At 44.8% G+C, this 20,382-nt stretch carries 22 protein-coding genes, 1 rRNA gene and 1 pseudogene; 10 read left to right on the forward strand and 14 right to left on the reverse strand.

The genetic code is table 11. The features are described from left to right. Positions 1-112 (forward strand): 5S ribosomal RNA (gene rrf, locus GC130_RS17405). A gap of 274 nt (positions 113-386) precedes the next feature. Here rrf and GC130_RS29090 read toward each other — a convergent pair. The 4 genes and pseudogenes from GC130_RS29090 to proS all read right to left on the reverse strand — a co-directional run. Beyond that, positions 387-479: pseudogene (locus GC130_RS29090) on the reverse strand (DDE transposase); the annotation flags it as partial. A gap of 347 nt (positions 480-826) precedes the next feature. Then, positions 827-1,849 carry a flotillin-like protein FloA gene (gene floA / locus GC130_RS17415; protein WP_151999621.1) on the reverse strand — a complete coding sequence of 341 codons (1,023 nt, stop codon included), beginning with the start codon at positions 1,847-1,849 and terminating at the stop codon, positions 827-829. 6 nt (positions 1,850-1,855) lie between these two features. Next, on the reverse strand, positions 1,856-2,329 hold the full coding sequence (locus tag GC130_RS17420; protein ID WP_151999622.1) for an NfeD family protein: 474 nt from the start codon (positions 2,327-2,329) through the stop codon (positions 1,856-1,858). Positions 2,330-2,389: 60 nt separating this feature from the next. After that, the gene (gene proS / locus GC130_RS17425; RefSeq protein WP_151999623.1) at positions 2,390-3,868 is read right to left on the reverse strand and encodes a proline--tRNA ligase; all 1,479 of its coding nucleotides are present in this window, start codon (positions 3,866-3,868) and stop codon (positions 2,390-2,392) included. A 145-nt stretch (positions 3,869-4,013) separates the two neighbouring features. On the opposite strand from proS, the gene GC130_RS17430 reads away from it, so the two are divergent. Both GC130_RS17430 and GC130_RS17435 read left to right on the forward strand, forming a co-directional pair. Then, a complete protein-coding gene (locus GC130_RS17430; RefSeq protein ID WP_151999624.1) occupies positions 4,014-5,642 on the forward strand; it encodes a hypothetical protein in 1,629 nt (542 codons plus the stop codon). A 26-nt stretch (positions 5,643-5,668) separates the two neighbouring features. Beyond that, on the forward strand, positions 5,669-7,195 hold the full coding sequence (locus GC130_RS17435) for an OmpP1/FadL family transporter (RefSeq protein ID WP_151999625.1): 1,527 nt from the start codon (positions 5,669-5,671) through the stop codon (positions 7,193-7,195). Here the strand turns inward: GC130_RS17435 and GC130_RS17440 are convergent. The 3 genes from GC130_RS17440 to GC130_RS17450 are packed head-to-tail and all read right to left on the reverse strand — an operon-like array spanning position 7,192 to position 9,356. Further along, positions 7,192-7,716 carry a shikimate kinase gene (locus GC130_RS17440; protein WP_151999626.1) on the reverse strand — a complete coding sequence of 175 codons (525 nt, stop codon included), beginning with the start codon at positions 7,714-7,716 and terminating at the stop codon, positions 7,192-7,194. The two genes, GC130_RS17435 and GC130_RS17440, sit on opposite strands and share 4 nt — an antisense overlap. Next, positions 7,717-8,811 (reverse strand): BT_3928 family protein, encoded by a 1,095-nt coding sequence (locus GC130_RS17445; protein WP_151999627.1) that lies wholly within the window; start codon positions 8,809-8,811, stop codon positions 7,717-7,719. After that, positions 8,808-9,356, reverse strand: a complete 549-nt coding sequence (locus tag GC130_RS17450) for a DUF1599 domain-containing protein (RefSeq protein WP_151999628.1) — start codon at positions 9,354-9,356, stop codon at positions 8,808-8,810. Before GC130_RS17450 ends, GC130_RS17445 begins: the two co-directional genes overlap by 4 nt. 46 nt (positions 9,357-9,402) lie before the next feature. Here GC130_RS17450 and folP point away from each other — a divergent pair, with 46 nt between their 5' ends. Together folP and cdaA are read left to right on the forward strand one after the other, a co-directional pair. After that, the gene (gene folP, locus GC130_RS17455) at positions 9,403-10,260 is read left to right on the forward strand and encodes a dihydropteroate synthase (RefSeq protein WP_226940534.1); all 858 of its coding nucleotides are present in this window, start codon (positions 9,403-9,405) and stop codon (positions 10,258-10,260) included. Then, positions 10,257-11,144 carry a diadenylate cyclase CdaA gene (gene cdaA, locus GC130_RS17460; RefSeq protein ID WP_151999629.1) on the forward strand — a complete coding sequence of 296 codons (888 nt, stop codon included), beginning with the start codon at positions 10,257-10,259 and terminating at the stop codon, positions 11,142-11,144. Before folP ends, cdaA begins: the two co-directional genes overlap by 4 nt. Here cdaA and GC130_RS17465 read toward each other — a convergent pair. Further along, entirely contained in the window at positions 11,141-12,427 is a 1,287-nt protein-coding gene (locus tag GC130_RS17465) for a sodium:proton antiporter (RefSeq protein WP_151999630.1), read from the reverse strand. The two genes, cdaA and GC130_RS17465, sit on opposite strands and share 4 nt — an antisense overlap. A 215-nt stretch (positions 12,428-12,642) precedes the next feature. Here GC130_RS17465 and GC130_RS17470 point away from each other — a divergent pair, with 215 nt between their 5' ends. Further along, a complete protein-coding gene (locus tag GC130_RS17470; protein ID WP_151999631.1) occupies positions 12,643-13,170 on the forward strand; it encodes a DinB family protein in 528 nt (175 codons plus the stop codon). A gap of 82 nt (positions 13,171-13,252) precedes the next feature. Here GC130_RS17470 and GC130_RS17475 read toward each other — a convergent pair whose 3' ends face one another. After that, complete coding sequence (locus GC130_RS17475) at positions 13,253-13,597, reverse strand: hypothetical protein (RefSeq protein WP_151999632.1); 345 nt, start codon at positions 13,595-13,597, stop codon at positions 13,253-13,255. Between the two features lie 308 nt (positions 13,598-13,905). On the opposite strand from GC130_RS17475, the gene GC130_RS17480 reads away from it, so the two are divergent. Genes GC130_RS17480 through GC130_RS17495 form a run of 4 tightly spaced genes read left to right on the forward strand, consistent with a single transcriptional unit; the run spans position 13,906 to position 16,707 of the window. Continuing rightward, the gene (locus tag GC130_RS17480; protein ID WP_151999633.1) at positions 13,906-14,532 is read left to right on the forward strand and encodes an ABC transporter ATP-binding protein; all 627 of its coding nucleotides are present in this window, start codon (positions 13,906-13,908) and stop codon (positions 14,530-14,532) included. An 8-nt stretch (positions 14,533-14,540) separates the two neighbouring features. Beyond that, positions 14,541-15,791 (forward strand): FtsX-like permease family protein, encoded by a 1,251-nt coding sequence (locus GC130_RS17485; protein WP_151999634.1) that lies wholly within the window; start codon positions 14,541-14,543, stop codon positions 15,789-15,791. A gap of 3 nt (positions 15,792-15,794) precedes the next feature. Continuing rightward, complete coding sequence (locus GC130_RS17490) at positions 15,795-16,256, forward strand: hypothetical protein (RefSeq protein ID WP_151999635.1); 462 nt, start codon at positions 15,795-15,797, stop codon at positions 16,254-16,256. A 31-nt stretch (positions 16,257-16,287) separates the two neighbouring features. Continuing rightward, on the forward strand, positions 16,288-16,707 hold the full coding sequence (locus GC130_RS17495; protein WP_151999636.1) for a hypothetical protein: 420 nt from the start codon (positions 16,288-16,290) through the stop codon (positions 16,705-16,707). A 54-nt stretch (positions 16,708-16,761) separates the two neighbouring features. Here GC130_RS17495 and GC130_RS17500 read toward each other — a convergent pair whose 3' ends face one another. The 5 genes from GC130_RS17500 to GC130_RS17520 form a co-directional block, all read right to left on the reverse strand. Next, the gene (locus tag GC130_RS17500; protein WP_193217896.1) at positions 16,762-17,514 is read right to left on the reverse strand and encodes a DUF2971 domain-containing protein; all 753 of its coding nucleotides are present in this window, start codon (positions 17,512-17,514) and stop codon (positions 16,762-16,764) included. Between the two features lie 187 nt (positions 17,515-17,701). Further along, positions 17,702-18,190 carry a cytochrome c gene (locus tag GC130_RS17505; protein ID WP_151999638.1) on the reverse strand — a complete coding sequence of 163 codons (489 nt, stop codon included), beginning with the start codon at positions 18,188-18,190 and terminating at the stop codon, positions 17,702-17,704. After that, positions 18,187-18,840, reverse strand: coding sequence for an SCO family protein (locus GC130_RS17510; RefSeq protein ID WP_151999639.1), 654 nt, complete (start codon positions 18,838-18,840; stop codon positions 18,187-18,189). The genes GC130_RS17505 and GC130_RS17510 overlap by 4 nt, the downstream gene beginning before the upstream one ends. Before the next feature lie 2 nt (positions 18,841-18,842). Then, positions 18,843-19,394 carry a CopD family protein gene (locus GC130_RS17515; RefSeq protein WP_151999640.1) on the reverse strand — a complete coding sequence of 184 codons (552 nt, stop codon included), beginning with the start codon at positions 19,392-19,394 and terminating at the stop codon, positions 18,843-18,845. A 131-nt stretch (positions 19,395-19,525) separates the two neighbouring features. Then, a complete protein-coding gene (locus GC130_RS17520) occupies positions 19,526-20,320 on the reverse strand; it encodes an MOSC domain-containing protein (protein ID WP_151999641.1) in 795 nt (264 codons plus the stop codon). Between the last annotated feature and the right edge of the window lie 62 nt (positions 20,321-20,382).

Here is a 20,382-nt window from a genome sequence, read left to right on the forward strand (position 1 = left end):
TTAGGTGACTATAGCGACGGGGTCCACCTCTTCCCATTCCGAACAGAGAAGTTAAGCCTGTCTGCGCCGATGGTACTGCTGTGCAAGGTGGGAGAGTAGGTCGTTGCCTGATTTTATCAAACAACCCGCAAGGTTGTCAAAGCCTCTAAGAGCTATCTTAGAGGCTTTTTTGTGTTTAAAATGATTTAGAATCATGCTGAAAATCTGGGGAGCAAGACACTTAAATCACGTTGTACCATTTGGCGAACGATAAGCATTAAAGAAGCAAAACTGGTTCAATGCGTCTCGCTTGGACCTTTTGCTTCTTTATGTAATGACAAGATACTCTTGCAAAAAAAACAACCCCCGGAAATATTGCTTGATCCAAAATCTGGGGAGCAATTGTACTAAGCATAGATTTTTAGGAGTCTGTATAGAAAGAAGCTGACGTTTCTCACGCCCCTAAACTGACTTCTAAAGGCTTTGATCTTTGTATTGAAAGGGTTTGTGATGGCAAATCGGGCTGCGACATTGGTACCACTGTGCTTGATCGCTCAAAGAGGTTTTGAGTACCAGATTTAGATGTTTTCGGCTACGGGGTTGAAGATTTCAAGCCAGAGTTCCCCCCAATGCGTCTTGCAAGTCCACAGCGAAAGCTAGTTGGTTGACGTATTTTGGCTAGTTCTCTGGAAAGGTTATTAATCCTGCTTAGGCAGAGTGCGCTGGAAGGCACAGCCTAATCTTTTAGGGAAGGTAATATGCGGAAAGGGCGAAGCAAGCCTACAGTTGGGGACAAAAAGAAGCCTCAATACAAACAGTATTGAGGCGTAATCTTATCAAATATGCGTTATTCCTTATTCTTAGACTTAGACTTTGATGAACCTGAGCCCGAAATAGATTCTCTCATCTCAGTATCAGCCTTTACATTTTGCATTTTGTAGTAGTCCATGATGCCCATGTTACCTGAACGGAAGGCTTCTGCCATTGCTTTAGGTACTTCAGCTTCAGCTTCGATAACCTTGGCCCGGGCTTCCTGAGCTTTTGCTTTCATTTCCTGCTCCAGGGCCACCGCCATGGCTCTTCTCTCTTCAGCCTTAGCTTCAGCCACTTTCAAGTCGGCTGATGCCTGGTCAGTTTGGAGTTTTGCGCCGATGTTAGCTCCAACGTCTACGTCGGCAATGTCAATGGAAAGAATTTCGAAAGCTGTTCCAGCATCAAGGCCACGGGCCAATACCAGTTTCGAGATTTTATCTGGGTTTTCTAAAACAGCTTTATGTGTAGCGGCAGAACCAATTGATGTTACAATGCCTTCCCCAACCCTCGCAAGAATGGTGTCTTCACCAGCGCCACCAACAAGTTGCTGAATATTGGCACGGACGGTAACTCTGGCTTTCGCTACCAGTTGGATGCCGTCTGCAGCTACCGCAGCTACAGAAGGTGTGTTGATTACTTTCGGATTAACCGAGATTTGAACTGCCTCAAACACATCTCTACCTGCAAGGTCAATAGCAGTTGCCTGCTTGAATGACAAGTTGATGTTAGCCTTGTCAGCTGAAATAAGTGCCCTGATTACCTGGGGCACATTACCGCCAGCCAGGTAGTGCGTTTCAAGATCCGAGGTTTTCAATTGGCGTTTTTCCCCAGTGTGTTCATCCGAAATAGCGATACCCGCTTTTGTGGCTGTAATTAATGAGTTTACCACAACACTTGGAGGCACCTTTCTGATGCGCATAAAAACAAGTTCAAGTAGCCCAACCTTTACGCCGGAAAAGATTGCTGTGATCCAAAGGTTCACAGGCACGAAGTATAGGAAAATGAAGAATCCTATAATGGCGGCGAAGACTAAAAATAGAAAAGAAAGATTACCCATTATTGATTAATTTAAGATTGATTCAACGAATATTTTACTATCGACAATTTTCGAAATCTGTATTTTGGCATCGGCCGGGATATAGTCTCCACTGCTTCGAACTTCCATTATTTTCTCATCAAATAGACCGTTGCCTATAGGCTTTAGAGTTGAAATGGCTTTGCCAATATCGCCAACTTTTGCTGTTACTACAATTTCGCCGTTTACCTTCCCCTCCATGGTCGATTTGAGGGAAAATTTTTCCCAAACGCCACTCTTTAGGCTAACAACTACCACTGATATCCCCGCAATCAGTGAGACAATAGAGATAATTGCGCCAATGGTGTTTCCGAAATACTCGAAGCTGAGATAGAGAGCAGCAATACCAAAGATACATCCAAGTACCCCAACAATGGTGGTTCCCGGAATAAACACCACCTCGATGACTATGAGTGCCAGCCCGAAAACCAAAAGCCCGATAACAATGAACCACTCTGCCATAATTGTTTAAGTTCCTGAAATTTAGAAATTAACTTCGAGCTTACCTTGAGAAATGTTCGCTTAGTAAGCTCTGGCGAAAATTACTCTTTGCTTAGACGGCTTACCTGTTACCATGCATTTACCGGCTTCTTCTTCTCCATCAAGAGGAATACATCTAATAGTGGCTTTTGTTTCGTCCTTCACTTTTTCTTCGGTCTCGGGGGTGCCATCCCAGTGCGCTAGTACAAATCCACCCTTTTTGTCAAGCACACTTTTAAACTCCTCGTAGGATTCTACTTTCGTAATCATGCCGGCTCTGAAGTCATGTGCCTTCTTATAGATATTAGCCTGCATGTCTTCAAGCAGCTGACTTATCGTCGTGGTAAATTCCTCATTTAACGGAATGACCGACTTCTCCAGGGTGTCTCTTCTTGCTACCTCAACAGTTCCGTTTTCAAGGTCTTTGGGGCCGATAGCGATGCGAACCGGTACGCCTTTTAGCTCGTACTCAGCAAATTTCCATCCAGGCTTATGCGTATCTCGATCGTCATATTTTACGGAAATACCCGCTTTGCGAAGTTTACTGATCATTTCCTTAGTTACCTCATTGATCTGTTCCTTCTCTTCATCCGAGCGATAAATAGGAACGACTACGACTTTGTTCGGAGCAAGATTGGGCGGAAGTACCAAGCCGTTGTCGTCGGAGTGAGCCATGATGAGAGCTCCCATTAGCCTGGTGCTGACGCCCCAACTGGTACCCCAGACATACTCAAGGCCACCTTCCTTCGACTGAAACTTGACATCGAATGCTTTGGCAAAGTTCTGCCCAAGAAAATGAGAAGTGCCTGCCTGAAGCGCTTTTCCATCTTGCATGAGCGCTTCAATGCAATAGGTGTCTTCAGCTCCGGCAAATCTTTCGTTTTCGGTTTTCACGCCCTTTATTACGGGCAGTGCCATGAACGTTTCCGCAAACTCTGCATATACATCGAGCATACGCACTGTTTCTTCTACAGCTTCTGTTTTGCTGGCATGGGCAGTGTGGCCTTCTTGCCAGAGAAATTCGGCTGTGCGAAGAAATAGCCTTGTGCGCATTTCCCAGCGAACCACATTAGCCCATTGATTAATGAGTAAAGGAAGATCTCTGTATGATTGAATCCAATTTTTGTACGTGCTCCATATAACTGTTTCGGATGTCGGCCTCACAATTAATTCTTCTTCCAACTTAGCTTCTGGGTCTACAATAATACCACCCCCGTTTTCATCGTTCTTAAGTCGGTAATGAGTAACCACGGCGCACTCTTTTGCGAACCCTTCTACGTGTGCAGCCTCTTTACTTAAATAGGATTTTGGTATGAAAAGTGGGAAGTAGGCATTGGAATGGCCCGTTTCCTTGAACATGCGATCAAGCTCCTGCTGCATTTTTTCCCAGATAGCGTAGCCATAGGGTTTAATTACCATACATCCCCGAACAGGTGAATTTTCGGCCAAATCGGCCCTTTTTACCAGTTCGTTATACCACAGTGAATAGTCCTCGCTCCTTTTAGGTAATCCTTTACTCATCGAAAAATTAATTTTTGGTACAGATATTGCTTAAATTGTAAATACCATTGACGGCAAATATACGTGAATGAAAGGAAACGGGAAGGGAAACTCTTTACGTTGTTTTGTTGTCATTAAATTATAGGGAGTCAAAAAATATAAAGCTATGAAAAGGTACACGAAGTTCGCAGCGTTAAAGACAGCTCTAAGCTTAGGGGCATTGATTGCATTGGTGCCTTTTGCGGCAATGTCTCAGTCATCCAAGGAAGTGGACGATCTCTACTTTTCGAAAAATGACAGGGTTAAAATCAAATATGCTACCAACGAGGAAGGGCAACCTGTGACTGAGTCTCAGGCAACTTATGAGTCGTACAGCAACAATACGTACAACCCAACTTATTCCGCAAAGACAGTCAATCCTGAGTATATAGCTAAGTATAAGAGTGCTTCGCAGGAAAATGTGCAGGCTCAGCTTGATGAGCAGGCTGCGCTCGACAATCAGGAGAATCAGAACTATAGCAGCGAAGACTACTATGTGGATGGTTATAACTCTAATGGCTATACTACATCGGGAGCCAGCACAGTTAATATCTACACGGGTGGTTACGGTAACAATTGGAATTCCTGGATGCCATACAATAATTATTACTTCAGCGCATGGAATAGTCCTTACTGGAACCCCTATATCGGCTTTTCAATAGGCTATAACTGGGGCTGGGGTGGAATGGGGTATGGTTTTGGCTACCCTGGTGGATTTTATGACCCATGGGGATATACATGGGGAGGCTATTACGGTGGCGGCTGGGGTAGGTACGGTGGCTGGGGTTGGAACAGACCTTATAGTTACTTCGGATATGGAAACGGCTACTATCATGGGTTCTACGATGGCTACTATTCAGGCGGCGGCAAAGGCGTATATGCGAAAAATGTAGTGAGGGGTGGGAGAGTGAATAGAAGTGCCGTTGGTGGTGGCAGTTATGCAAACACGGCCGGGTCTAGCAGATACAGAAATGCCAATGTGCAAAATGTGACTGGGTCGACTGACAGAAGCGGTTCCACGGCATCGAGAGGAAGAACTGTTTCAAGTTCGACAAGCTCAAGAGACTACTCAGGCACTCAAAACGAATATTTTCAAAGATCCAGAGCTGGCTACACCTCAGGAGTAGGCACTAGCGACAGGAACACTTCTGCTGTGACCAATAGGAACTCAGGCAGAACCACATATGAGTCGGGTGTAAGATCAAGGAGTTCTTATACGGCAGCTGACAGGACTTCTCAAAATGCTAACACGAGCAGAGGTTCTTCTACTACAGGAACGACTACTAACTCCAATAGCTCAAGAAGTTTGAACCCAGCATCTTCTGGAAGGACGAACAATAGTTCGACCAACGAATTCAGGGGAGTGGCGCCTAGTAACTCCAGATCGTCATCTGGGCAGATGAACAGGCAGGTAATTCCTAACAACAATTCGTACAGAACAAGATCCAATAGCAGTGGCTATTCCAGTCCATCCTATTCCGCACCTTCTAATAGCGGGCGAAGCAATAACTCTTATTCAAGCCCTTCTTATAACAGAAGCAGCGGCTCGAGTAGTGGTAGCAGAAGCAACTCTGGCTGGTCTGCTCCGGCTCCCAGCAGAAGTAGTGGTGGGTCTAACACCTTTTCTGCTCCTAGCAGAAGTTCTGGTAGCAGCGGTGGATTTTCGGCACCTAGCCGATCTTCCGGAAGCAGCTCCGGAGGAAGCAGGTCATCAGGATCCTCTTCGGGGGGATCAAGAAGTGGCCGTGGTAATTAAGTTTTATTCATAAATACCAGACTAAAATGAAGAAGTTGACTAAGCTTACCGTCGTAGGCATGCTAATGGTATGCTCTGTTGGAAAACTAAGTGCGCAGGTTGAAAGTGGGTCGTTTGGTTATTATACTGATGCACTAAGGTTCAGCAGTATTTCATCGACAACCGGTTCGGCCAGGATGCAGGGATTGGGGGGAGCCAACACATCGCTTGGGGGAGACATTACCACTGCCGCAAGTAACCCGGCTGGTCTTGGGTATTTTAACAGGTCTGTGTTTGCTGTTACACCCTCATTAAATTTTAATACTTCGGATGCCACGTTTGCTGACGAAAAAAATAGCGGCTACCTCAATAAATTTAATTTGAGTACGCTAGGTGTGGCCTTTAATTTCTCGAAAGGGGATGTTGTTCAGGATAAATTCAAAGGAGGAACGTTTGCTATTAACTATCAGCGGGTGAATGATTTTTATAATGAATTCACATATGAGGGCTACAACGACAATAGCTCGATAATTGACTATTTTCTTGAGCAATCGAACGGAATACCTGTAAACAGCATCGACAACAGAGGGTTGTTAAGCCTTGCTTACTACAATTATCTGATCAACCCTGTAGCAGATCAGGACGGAACTTATGATTCGTTTGTGCTGGGATATCCTCGTCAGAGCGAAACGGTTAAAACTGTAGGTGGCCAAAGCCAGTGGAGCTTTTCTTATGGTGGTAACTACGACGACAAACTTTACTTTGGAGCTGGTTTAGGTATTGTAGGGTTGAGGTATAAGAATACTAAACGTTACACGGAGAATAGCTTCTACGATTTCGCTAACGATGCCGATGACCCGACAATCAACAGCATTTCGGCTGACGAAAGCCTTGAGATAACAGGAACCGGTGTGAATGCGACTTTTGGTTTCATCTACCGACCACTGGACTTGGTCAGGGTTGGGGTTTCGTATACTACCCCGACAATCTATGATTTGAACGAAGTGAGTACATACGCTCTCACTACCAACTACAATAATTTCTATTATGAGCCGGAAGATACCGTTCTGAATGTTTTGACCTCCGATGGAGACCTTCTCGAGTCGAGCTATCAAATGACTACACCAGGTCGACTATCGGCGGGAGTGTCGGTATTTGCGGGAAAGAAGGGTTTCGTTTCTGCTGATGTGGAGTTGGTAAACTATTCTACTGCAAGGTTGAGATCAACCGATTTTTCGGCTAATGCTGACAATAGAACGATAGAGAATCTTTATAAGTCGACTCTGAACTACCGAGTCGGAGCTGAAGCAAGGTTGGATATATTCAGGCTGAGAGCCGGTTATGTGCTTTATGGCAACCCTTACGCCAGTTCTGATTCTTCTACCGGGAACAAACAGTCAGTTACGGCTGGCGCTGGTATCAGATTAAGTAACTTCTACGTTGACCTTGGCATTATCAATACTTTTTCGAATCAGAATTACTCACCATACATATTGGCTAACAATGTAAGCCCGGAGGTTAGCATCAAAAACAGAACGACCTCAGGTCTGATTACCTTTGGTTTTACATTCTAAAGCCGGGCTAAGAGCTCTTTTGCTATGTCTGACGCTAATTTGTTCTCGGTTGAGATGATGATTTGGGCTTTTTGATAGAACGGAAGTCGCCATGAAAAGCGCTCCTGGAGCTGGTTTTCTATTTCAGACCCTGCCAATCCTTTGAACAAAGGCCTTGTGCTTTCTTCTGGAGCTACCCTGGCTGCGAGTTCATTCCAGGGTGTTTCCAGATAGCAAGTGATTCCATGTCTTTTCATTTTTTCGAGATTATCGAAAAAACAGGGAGTGCCCCCGCCGGTGGCTACTACCTTAATATCCTTTGATTCAATAAGAGTGGCAAGGCAAGCAGCCTCCACTTTTCTGAAATAGTCTTCGCCTTCTTTTTCAAACACTTCGGTGATGGCCCTGCCCTCCCTTTGAACTATTATGTCATCGAGGTCGATGAATGAAATGCCGAGTTGAGTGCTCAAAAGTTTTCCGACAGTGGTTTTCCCAGACCCCGGCAGGCCAATTAAGAAAATCGGTTTTCCGCCAGCCAACATTTAGCGAAGAAGACTTTGGACTTCATATGCAGTTGGCACATCGTTGAAATGCCACTTACCTTTCACCACTCCATCTTTTACCAGTAGAAGCCCCGGATTAGACCTGATGATGGTTTTTAGAACCGTGGCATCGGAATAGTAGTAAGGAACTGCCAGTTGCACTTCGTGCCTAAAGGCTTCGAAGCTTGTGGGATCTGAGGCTGTCAGTGCCCAGGTGTCTACTTGTCCACTGAGCTGACTGATAAGTGTATTGATCTCGGAAAAGTGTTCTTTATTGACCTTTTCCACATTGTAGGTGATCACAAATAGCTTATTCCCAGTGAATGTTTCCTGCGTAAAGTCGCCATCATCGTTCCACACTGCATAGTCTGTGATTTTCGGTTGCACTTCGGGGTTAAGGATGACCATTTCCTTGAAGGTGTACGACTTATCGGTGGGGTACTGCTCCATTCGATGCTCTTTGCCATCCTTTTCCATCACGTATTCATACTTCAGTTCGCCTGACGGCTCCATAAGCTCGGGCAGGTTGTTGCCTACTTTGTATGCTCTGAAATCGATGAAAGGAAGGTGACGGATGGCGTATATGCCAATGAAAAGCGATAGAGCTGTTGCGCCTCCAATGATAATATCTTTGGTGCGACTTTCCTCAGACTCGCTGGCTACGAGGTCTCTTTTGAGGAATAAGAAAGCTATGAAAATGGTGAGTATGATATCTTTTATGAATGACTCCCACGGAGTAAGTTTGATAGCGTCGCCAAAGCAGCCACAGTCAGTCACTTTGTCAAAATAAGCTGAGTAGAAGGTGAGAAATGTAAAGAACACGATGATGACAAGCAGCAGCCAATAAGTGATTTTTACCCGGTAGTTAAGAAGGACGGCGATTCCCAGTACCACTTCCAACACGCAAAGAAACACCGCCAATGGTAAAGCAAGCGGAACGAATATTTCGAAGAATGAGGCAATGTCGGAAGCGAAAACCTCGAAGTACTCCTCAAGTTTGATGGCAGTGCCTACAGGGTCGTTGATTTTGATGGCACCAGAAAAAATAAAGAGACCACCGACGAAAAATCTTGATATTTGTAATAGCCACTTCATTTGCTGAGATAGTTTAGTTTTATCAAACAAAACACTGAGTAATTGATCATGTCCTGATAGTTGGCTTTTATGCCTTCTGACACCAGTGTTTTTCCTTTGTTGTCTTCTATTTGTTTTACTCTCAATAACTTCATTAAAATAATGTCGGTCATCGAGCTCACCCTCATTTCCCGCCAGGCCTCACCATAGTCATGATTTTTATTGAGGAGCAATTCCATTGTCTCCCGGGCAATTTTATCATAGTGGGGTTCCAACGCTTCATACGGCAGTTCGAGCGCCGGGTTTTCAGCCAGCTCCATTTGAATCATAGCAATGATGCAATAGTTGATGATACCAATAAACTCTCCACTGATATTATCTTCCACCTTCTGCGTCCCCTTTTCCTGAATAGAGCGGATTCTTTGCGCTTTGATGAATATTTGATCGGTGAGGGAAGAAAGCCGCAAAATGCGCCAGGCGGTGCCATAATCACGGGTCTTCTTTTCAAATAATTCTTTACAAGCCTTTATTACTTGAGTATATTCGCCAACAGTTTTTTCTTCCAAAGGAGTATATCTTAATTGTCTCAACAGGGCGCTAAAAATAACGAAATTGCTTTCAATTCATAAACCCTTTGATGCTAAAAGGAGTATCGAAGTTCGGGGACAAATCATATCGCTGGAATATCCATGCGTGATGGGCATTGTTAACTTCACTCCCGACTCGTTTTATGATGGAGGGCGATTAAAGACTGACAGTGATATCCTGGCTCTCGCCGAAAGGCATTTAACCGACGGGGCCACTTTTCTTGATATAGGCGGTTATTCCTCTCGCCCTGATGCTGATCATATTAGTGAAGAAGAAGAGCAGCGGCGGGTTGGCCATGTAGTTGCTACTGTCATCCGACAGTTTCCCCAAGCTATTCTATCAGTGGATACCTTCAGAGCGTCAGTTGCCAAAGCAGCTCTTGATGCAGGTACTCAAATGATTAATGATATTTCGGGAGGAGAACTGGACGCTGAAATGTTTTCATTAGTAGCGGAGCGGAATGTTCCTTACATTCTCATGCATATGAGGGGCACACCGCAGACGATGAAGCAGATGTCGGATTATGAGGATGTTTTACAGGAAGTTTGTGACTACTTTAGTAGCAAGCTTAACTATTTACGTTCGAATGGCGTGAAGGACATTATCATCGACCCTGGTTTTGGGTTTGCAAAAGGGCCTTCTGTCGGCTTTGAGTTACTAGGAAAGATGTCGTTTCTCAAAGCATTGGGTGCTCCCGTTATGGTGGGGTTATCGAGGAAGTCGATGATTTATAAAACACTTGAAATAAATGCGGAAGAAGCGCTGAATGGCACAACAGCTTTGCATATGATTGCGTTAGAGAATGGGGCGAATATTCTGAGGGTACACGATACAAAAGAGGCTATTGAGGCCATAGAATTATACAGGAGGGTATATACTTGATACTAGCGTTCAAAATTGGGTTTTTAGAAATTGGATGGGTTGATGTCATCGACATAGGCTTTGTGAGCGTGCTCCTGTACCATGTGTACAAGCTCATGAGGGGGAGTGTGGCCATCAGGGTTTTTTTAGGCTTCTTGTTTCTCTACCTGGTTTACCTGGTGGTGAGGGCCGCCGAAATGGAGCTATTGTCGATCATTCTTGGTCAATTCATGGGAGTGGGTGTGCTGGCAGTCATTATCTTGTTTCAGCAGGAAATCAGGAAGTTTCTGCTGATTATCGGGCGTACCACCGCATTTGACAAGGAAAGTTTCTTCAAATCGTTTGGCGTCTTTTGGCGCAGCTCATCTGCTAGTAATAAATTTGACGTGACTCCTTTGGTAGAGGGGATGAAGAGCCTGGGTGGATCAAATACCGGCGCTCTAATGGTGGTTTCTAAGAACACCGAGCTCAAGTTTTATGCAGAATCCGGTGACAGAATGGACGCCATACTCTCCAAAAGGCTGCTTCTCTCTATATTCAACAAATATAGCCCACTGCATGATGGCGCTGTAATCGTTTACGAAGGGAAGATAGTGGCCGCAAGGTGTATTTTGCCCGTAACCGAAAGAGACAATTTGCCAGCTCAGTTCGGGCTCAGGCATCGGGCGGCAATAGGAATGTCGGAGCAGACAGACACGTTGATTCTGGTGGTTTCAGAGGAAACAGGTCAGCTTTCTGTCGTGAGGAACGGAAGAGTATTCTACAACCTGGCACCTCAGGACATTAGAAAGAAAATCAACGACTACCTTTCAGAAAACGAGGACGAGGAGCTGCTTTCTGAAGCAAATAAGGCAGCTGCCGCCGAAGCCGAAAAACCTCTAAAAAAGGAAAAGACCTCTGCTTAGTGATGGTCGGCATTTACTGGCTTTTCTAGCCGCACGCCGAACGAATACTCCAGCAGTTTGCGTACGGTGAGCCCCTGAAACAGGATAGATAACACAACAACTGTATAAGTCATTGTGACAATGATGTCTTTTCCCTCAAACTCTGGGAGCGACAGCGACAATGCAATAGGTATGCCTCCCCGGAGCCCGCCCCAGGTCATGATTGTAACGGAGTGTTTTTCGAAATGATGTTGTTTGAAAACAGACATGAGCTTTATGGGGATTCCTACACTGATAAACCGGGCTACCAAAATCAACGTAAAAGCAAAAAAGCCTGCTGCGAAATAGTCAAGCCGGATGGTAATGACCAACATTTCGAGCCCGATCAACACAAAAAGCATAGCATTTAGAGACTCCTCCATCAAACTCCAAAACTTAAACACGTAGTCGCTGGTGACGCTGGTGATATAGTTTCCCCGTCCTTCGTTTCCTATAATCAGCCCGGCCACTACTGCAGCCTGCTTGGCAGAGATGTGGAGTATTGTTGCAATTTGTGCTCCTGTTAGTACCAGAGCCAGCGTAACCAGGATCTCCAGTTCCGATTGATCGTTGTCGATGTACTTAAGCAGCCGGTAGCCAACAAAACCAAGGATAAGCCCAAGTATGATTCCACCCCCAACATCGAGGGAAAATATAAAGCCGACATCCCAGAAGCTGATTCTGTGGTCTTCGCCGGTATGAGCAAGGTCGAGCAACGTAAGGGCCAGCACCACAGCCACGCCATCATTGAAAAGTGACTCGCCGGAGACTTGAATGGCCAGTCTTTTGGATAAGTTATACTTCTTGATGGTCGATGTGAGAGCGATCGGATCAGTGGGCGATATCAGGGCACCAAAGACCAGGCAATAAATCAGGTCAAGATGGATGCCGGAAAACTTCAGAATGTAGAAAATGCCAAGGCCCACGATGACCGTGGAAATGAAAATACTGGCCGTGGCTAATATTAACACAGGCCATTTCTCCTGAGCAAGTTTTTTGAAGTCGATTTGGAGTGCTCCTGCAAAGAGCATGAAAATGAGCACTACCTGATAGAGGACATCGGAATAGTCGTAGTTTTCCATGACACGCTCGGTGCCTATGATGAAATCGGGGAACAGCCAGCCAGCCACTAAAATGCAAAAGGACAGGCAAAGCGCCATTAACATCAGCCCAATGGAAGAGGGCAATTTGATGAAGTATGTGTTTACGTATATAAAGATGCCTGCCAGGCAGACAAAAATTGCGACTATATCAAGTATATGCATAGAAGGCCTTCAATGCCGGGTAATTTTTTTATTGATAATAACTATGCAGGTGATTTAGATAAAATTTGCCCAAATTTAGTGTATTATGAATAAATGACCCGTTTTTTTTTACGGTTACTCAAAACTTGTACGAATGCGGTCTTTTGAGTTCCAGACGTAAATTGTGTCAAAAGCGGATTAACCCGATCTCAGTAGCGTATGACCATCAGTTTTTTATGAAGAAAGAAAAGCTAAAGAAGCAATTTGAGGTGTTGCGGGAGAAAAGGGAACAGCTATTTAAAATAGTTACGTCGGTAGATGCAGCCTTGTTGGATCGGCCACCTTCGGAAGGCAAATGGAGCATACTGCAAATTCTTTATCATGTGAAGGCATCTGAGGCAGGAACGCTGCGCTACATCGACAAAAAGTTGTCGTTTTCGCCGGATGGGCTTCCAAACTCATCTTTTCTTTCGGGAGCAAAGTTGGTGTTGCTCGAAATTACTTTGAGGTCTCCCCTAAAGTTCAAAGCCCCTAATGGACTAGATGTGTTTCCTGAGAAGTTGGCGCTGGAAGAAATCAAAGCAGACTGGGATCGATGCGATGAGGGCTTTCTGCAACTTATTGATCGCCTCCACGAACACAAGCTTGGCTGGCAGCTTTTCAAGCATCCCATTATTGGGCGGCTCAATATGCAGCAGACGATCAAGTTTATGGTCAGTCATTTTGACCACCACGCACGTCAAATAAAGCGATTAATGAACTGATTTTCTTTCAGTCAAAAAATCATTGAGAAAAAAGCCGACCATTGGAAGGGTCATTCCTATAAATGCGAGTAAGATTGTCATTTTATACCTCCTGTGTTTGTAGTTGCGTTTTTATATTTTCTATTAGCTGGTAAATTTCTTTTTCCAGGGACTCAAGTTGATGGTCTAGTTCCCACTGACCCTGGCTGGCAAGCTCAGATATCGTCGATATTTTCTTCGAAGTCATTTCATCACTCAAAAGCTCAAGTAGTGTTTTTGATTTGTGCTTGATGAAGTTTAACCAATACAAATTTTTAGTTTCGATCCCTTCTTTGATACAAGACAAATAGTTTGCCAATTCCCCGGTGCTTTGCTCAATAAAAGTGTTAATGAAAGCTTCATCACCTTCTCCAAGCTGAAGTACCTGACTAAAATTCGTTGATGTCATTTCTTTAATTTTTTCTGATTCAAAGGTACGGCGAGTTGGTGGTCTGGAACTGTGATAGTATTGTGATTACTTACATGGATGACAAGGATTTGGAAATTCAGCTTTTCTCGTTGAAAGATGTGTCTTGAGTATAAAAGGGCACTTTTTTGAAAAAAGGATAAAGGATTCTTTTTGCTGCGAAAAAGGTGAAAACTTCATTTTAGCGCTAAAAACTACTCACACTACCACTCAGCACATTCTCTGTGAACTTCGTAAAGCATCGTTTCAGGCTAACATATTAACCCCTATTTTTGACCCGACTTAGTTTTATGATAAGCGTACAAAGCGTTATTTACACCTATGGGCCAGCCAAGGATCTGATATTTCCTGATTGGGAAATCGAGCAGGGCAAGCATAGCCTGATTCTGGGCGGTTCCGGGTGTGGCAAAACCACTTTGCTTCATGTGCTGGCGGGGCTTCGAACACCGACAGCCGGTATTGTGAAAGTAGCAGGTCAGGTGCTTTCTGAACTCGGAGGTCATAGAATGGATGTATTCAGGGGCAAGCATATTGGGCTTATTTTCCAAAAGCCTCACTTGCTGAGTGTATTAACAGTTGAGGACAATTTGCTGCTTGCTCAGTATATGGCTGAGCTCCCTCAGGACAAAAAAAGGATACGGGATGTGCTTGATGTTCTTAACCTGTCGGATAGAAGAAATGCGAAGGTCTATGAGCTAAGTCAGGGTGAAGCCCAGCGAATAGCGATAGCAAGGGCTGTACTAAACAAACCACAAGTGATTCTGGCCGATGAACCTACTGCCAGTTTGGATGACGACAACAGCGAAAAGGTTTTGAATATCCTTGAAGAACAGGCAAATGTGTATAATGCTACACTCGTTATCGCCACGCATGATCAAAGGGTGAAGAGTCGATTCCCGCACCAACTCAAGCTTTGAATAGAGATATGAACCTTTTCGTTTTAAGCTGGAAGTACATAAAAGGCAAGCCGCTGAGTACAGCACTCAATGTGCTATTGCTGTCGTTCGGAATAGGCATTATTGTCGTTTTGCTTCTTGTAAGTCAGCAGGTGGAGGAAAAGCTCTCCGAAAATGCCAGCGGAATTGATCTTGTGGTGGGGGCCAAAGGCAGCCCTCTTCAAATAATACTCGGAAGCATCTACCATATTGACTACCCAACGGGGAACATACCTCTCAATGAAGCAGCCAAACTGGCCAGGAACAGGCTGGTAAAAAACGTGATTCCACTAGCGCTGGGGGATAGCTACAAATCTTTAAGAATTGTGGGCTCGACCAGGGGATTTGCTGAGCTGTACGGCTTGGTCCTTGATGAAGGAGCACTCTGGGCGGACGACTACGAAGTAACACTCGGGGCAGCTGCCGCACAAACGTTGAGCCTGGCAGTTGGCGACACCTTTTTTGGAGAACACGGCATGGCTGATGGGGGAGAAGCGCATGACGCCCATGCCTATAAAGTAGTGGGAATACTACAGCCCACGGGCAAGGTGGTGGACAACCTTATTTTAACAAGTATTCCAAGTGTATGGCTGATGCATGGTCATGATGAAGAAGAGGACGGGCATGAGAACTTGCCGGATACGGTGGCGATTGAAGCTTTGGGAATAGCAGTTACGGCAGAGCAGCTTGAGGAAAAAGAGGTGACTTCATTGCTGGTGCAGTATCGGGGGCCGATGGCGGCAGTGCAGCTTCCCCGCATGGTGAATACGCAAAGCAGCATGCAGGCAGCTTCACCGGCTTTTGAAACAGCCAGGCTTTTCTCATTGATTGGCATCGGGGTCGATGTGGTGCAAGGCTTTGCTTATCTGGTTATTGTGATGGCTGGACTGAGCATTTTCATAGCATTGTACAATTCGCTGAAAGAGAGGCAGTATGATCTCGCCATTATGCGGTCGTTGGGGGCATCCAGGCTCAGGCTATTCATTCACATTGTTATGGAGGGCGTTATCATCACGTTGCTGGGAGCCGGGGTTGGTTTTGTGCTGGGCCATGGGGTAGTAGAAATACTTGCTCAATTCATTTTGAAAGGGTCGTCTGCTAGCATAACCGGCCTTGTATTTTTGCCTTCCGAACTTTACATATTATATATAAGTTTACTTTTGGGAGTGATAGCTTCTCTTATTCCGGCTATCAATGCCTATAAGACTGACATTTCTGAAGTACTTGCTAAAGGAGCATAAATTATGAAGAGAATATTCATCGCAGTGGCTTTTCTTATCGTTGGCATGTCGTATTTGTCGCATGCGCAGGACAACAATAAATCGCTGGCTACAGCCAACTGGGCTACCCTGGCTAAGGTAACTTACAAGGTAGGTAAAGACGAATATGGAGAGCTGAGCATTCCAGTGTTTGGTGATGAGATTCAAAAACTTGCAGGCAAGGAAATTGAGCTTCCAGGTTATATCATCCCTTTCGATGGGATGTTTAAGCCGGATCATATCATTCTGTCGTCGTTGCCTGTTGCGGCGTGCTTTTTCTGCGGCAGCGGTGGCCCTGAATCGGTGATTGAAATTTATCTTAAGGAGCCAATTAAGTATACAGCCAACGGAATTAAGGTGAGAGGTAAACTTGAGCTGAATGAAACGGATTACAACCAGCTGATGTATATTCTGAAGGATGCTGTGATGGTAGGGCCGGCGAACTGATGCAAACGAAGAGAGTAAAAAACCAATGGCTATGAAAATGAAAAAGGTGGTGTTTCTTCTTTTCATGGTGGCAACGGCCACTGCGTGCTCCAATGAACAAAAGGAGCAAAAGGATGCCTTGATGGCTGAAGTGATGGCGGCGCATGATGAGGTAATGCCTAAGATGGGAGAGCTGAGAAAGACGGCGAAAGCATTGCAAGCAAAGGCTGACTCGCTGGCTGCTTTAACTGATCAGGACTTTTCGGCCGAAATAAACACTTTGAGACAGACAGCTAAAAGAATTGAAGACGCCAATGAAGTTATGATGGAATGGATGAGGCAGTTTGAAATGCCTGACAATGAAGCGCCAATAGCTGAAGTCTTGGTCTACCTGAAGGATCAAAAGGAAAAAATCGACAAGGTAAAAGACGAAATGCTGAAGTCGCTGGAGGAGGGGAAGGCATTGGAATAGTACTAGCCTATTTTTGGCCTGCGGAGTGACAGATAAAGGATACAACAAATAAAACTATCGCCCGAAGGAGACTCTCCCGCAAAGCTCCAAAAGCTTTTTCTTTGGTATTCTCTCAAATTTTACCTTGAAGAGGTCGTATCTGGGTTCAACGTAGTAAACTGGTAAACGAGGGTATTTGTCTATTATGGTGTTGAGTAAAAGACTTCTCTCGGGAGTTAAGTCTTCGAAGACTTTGAATCCGATATAAACTGCCTCAACTATGTTTGGGTCGTATGTCCATTTCCTTTCCTTGCCCTCCGGCCCTATGTATACTAACCTGACCTCTTTTTCATAACTCCACCTTTTATGCTTGATGATAGAAAGGTATAAAGTACGGAACTCGCTTCTTATTTTCTTTGACTCTATTACTTTGTTTACGTATGCTACTTCTCCACAATACTGAAGCTTAAATTCTTTAGAACCGAATGCTTTTTGCCTGGGAAGCCCCTTGATTTTGACAGCAAAGCCATCGAAACCTTTCGCATAATGCCCCCACATCAGGACATCATCTTTTTTGGTTGAAAAGCAGCTGATGCCGACTTTAGAGTATTCATTTTTAACCTTGTTGCTTATTGGATCAATCAATTTTGTATTAAAATCAAATGGGTCATTGAAGCTATTTGGACTGGAGAGCCAAAAATAGTTGCTTGCAAATGCGTCTAAGCTATTAATGCCAAGAGGAAAAAATTTGAAAACGCTTTTTAGGTAGGGCCCTCTAGGTTCATTTTTATAAATAACCTCTATAGGCATACTTCCGTCTGTTCGCATTGAAAGTCGGAGTTTGTAATTATTGGCGATTATCAGTTCTTCCAAGGGCCACATGCCAATCGTTAAAGATTTATCATTCTGATTCTAAATTATTGACGTCCTATAATTTACTCTTAAAGTGGTTACATCTACGATTCTTGGTACGAAAAAGTAATATAGAAGGCTGTGAAATTGCAGCCTTTTTCTATCACTTGGTTTCGCAATCTTGTAAAAACTCCGCTACATCGTTCACATCAATCAACCCTTTTTTGTTGCCCCACGAGTTGGATACATAGGTAAGTATTTCCGCTATTTCGAGGTCTTTCAGGCTGAGCTGAGGCATCACGCCATCATACTCTACACCATTCACCGTTATTTTGCCGCTCTGTCCGTTTTTGATAATGCAGGCTGCTTTTTTGGAATCGGCCATTAGAAAGTCGGAGCCAGCCAGGGGTGGGATGAGGGTAGCAAGTCCCTGGCCTTCAGTTTGATGGCAAGCAGAACAGTTTTGCTTGTACAGTTGTGCTCCTTCGCTCATGTACTGGCGCAGCCTGATGCTGGTTCGTTCGTCCAGCCCTTCGTAAATATCATCGGATTTAGCCTCTTCTTTTTTGTCTCCTGAAGAACAGCTTGTCATGGAAACGGCCGTGGCTACGAATGAAACCAGTGCCAGCACTAAAATTCTCTTTCTACTCATGATTTTTCTTTATTGTATTCTTTAAGTAAAGTTCTCATGTCTTCCATCAATTTATCCACATCTTCTTTTACCGTGCCATCATACACTCCTCTTATCCGACGATCTTTGTCTACCAGAAGGAAAGCACCACTGTGAATATACCCGCCCGGTGCGCCAGGATCTTCCCCCGCCACCACCATATAACTTGTTTCTCCAAGATCGTAAATGGCATCTTTATCACCCGTTACGAAGTGCCATCTGTCGCTCTTTACCCCAAGACGCTCAGCAAAATCGTGCAATACGGCAACGGTGTCATGTGCGGGGTCGATGGAATAGCTAAGCAACCCTACCTCGGGATTGTCCTCAAAGGCTTCGTAAATGCGAATCATCTGCGTTTTCATGATCGGGCAAATGGTGGGGCAGCTTGTGAAGAAAAAGTCAGCCACGTAGATTTTGCCATTGTACGTTTCGTTGGTCACCCAGGCACTGTCCTGATCGAGAAACCTAAAGTCGGCAATGGTGTGGTAGATAGTGTCGGCTGTTGTTACCCCATCAATTTCTACCGTCGTCACTTCCCTTCTGCCAAGGATGGGTAGTTTTTTTTCGCCTCCGAAATTGGTGCAGGCACTAAGGCTTGCTGCCGCTATCACCGAGAATATTAGTTTTTTCATTTTCAACTCTTTGAATTAGTTTTCTCTCTCCACTTCTTATAACTCCTTATGGCGAACATGAGTGCCCCGGTAAAAGCGATCAGTCCTCCCATGCCCCATGCCAGGCTTACAATGTTTTTGAGCACCACAAGGAAAACTGTGGCTACGAGAAGAATGGTGGCCACTTCATTGAAAATGCGCAGGTAGTAGCCTGAGTCTTTATAGACATCCTTCTGCAGGTTCCTGAATTTTACATGACAAACCGACTGATAGACATAAAGGAGGAAAACGAAAATCAGTTTGGCGATCATCCAGGGCTGGGTGGCCATGGCCCAACCCAGGGAGTTGAGCACAAGCGGACCGAATATCAGCGTTAAAATGGCGGAAGGCCAGGTAATGCCAAACCAAAGCAGCTTCGAAATACGCTTGTATTCTTTGGTGAGAATACTGCGCTCAGGCTCCGGTTTTTCCTGGGTTTCTGTTTGATAGATAAACAAGCGAACCATATAAAACAGGCCTGCAAACCAGGTGACAATAAAGATGATATGAAGCGCCTTGAGATACAGATAAGACATGCTTGTCCTTTTGCCTCAAAAATAGTGGCTGAAAGGCGAATGTCCTTGCTTTGGTCGGAATAAAAGCGTGTATTTCTTGCTCCGGGGAAATCAAAAGAAAAGGCCGTTTCAGGCACCGATGTGGCAAGTGTTTACAAAAGGGTTACAACATCCCCCACTTTTACCACTCCTTGTTTTTCGACGACGGCATTCATACCAAAAAGGATTTTGTGCTCGTGTTTTCTGAATGTTGCCAGTGTTTTTGTGGGCTCCTTACCCATTTTGCCTGTTTCCTGATTGATGGTGGGGATCTGGCATTTGGCGCAGGGCTTCAGGCAATGGAAAATGGCATCGCCGGCTGAAAGTTTCCCCCAGGTGTCTTCTTCAAACGGTTTTGCATTTGCCACTACAATATTGGGACGAAACCTGTTCATGGGGATGGGTTGTTCGAGCTTGTCGTTCAGGTCTTTCAACGAGGCGTCGGATATAAAAAGATAGGGATAACCATCGGCAAAGCTCACCATGGAATTGGCTCCGTATTTTTTTTCTACTTCTCTTTTCTTGCTTTCGTGCTGAAAGCAGAACCATACTTTTTCGCCGAGAACGTCGGAAAACCAGTCGTTGAAGTTTTTTCCAACGATCCGTGCTTCCACTTCATCATCCCAAATGGTCACTTTTTCCTTGCTGCCTGAATAGTGTTGACTGTTCAGTGGTACCATAATGGAACTGTCCTCGTAGGTGATGACCAGCGATTCTCCAATGATCGCCGTATGAATAAGGGCCAGCATAGGCGTTTCCCTTTGCGAAATGAATTTGCCTGTTGTGTCGGTCAGCATCCAGCGCCGGTCATACCTGAAGCCTTTTTCGAGCGCCTCCGTTTCTTTCACGCTTATCCCTTTCAATCCCTTCACTGGGTAAATATTCAATTCGCTAATCTGCAACGCCATGGGCAATGAACTTTTTAGATGGTAAATATGGTTCCTTTTGCTGAAATTGCTTTTGTTTCAAC

Origin of the sequence: Imperialibacter sp. EC-SDR9 (assembly GCF_902498805.1) — a bacterium.
Taxonomy (GTDB): Bacteria; Bacteroidota; Bacteroidia; order Cytophagales; family Cyclobacteriaceae; genus Imperialibacter.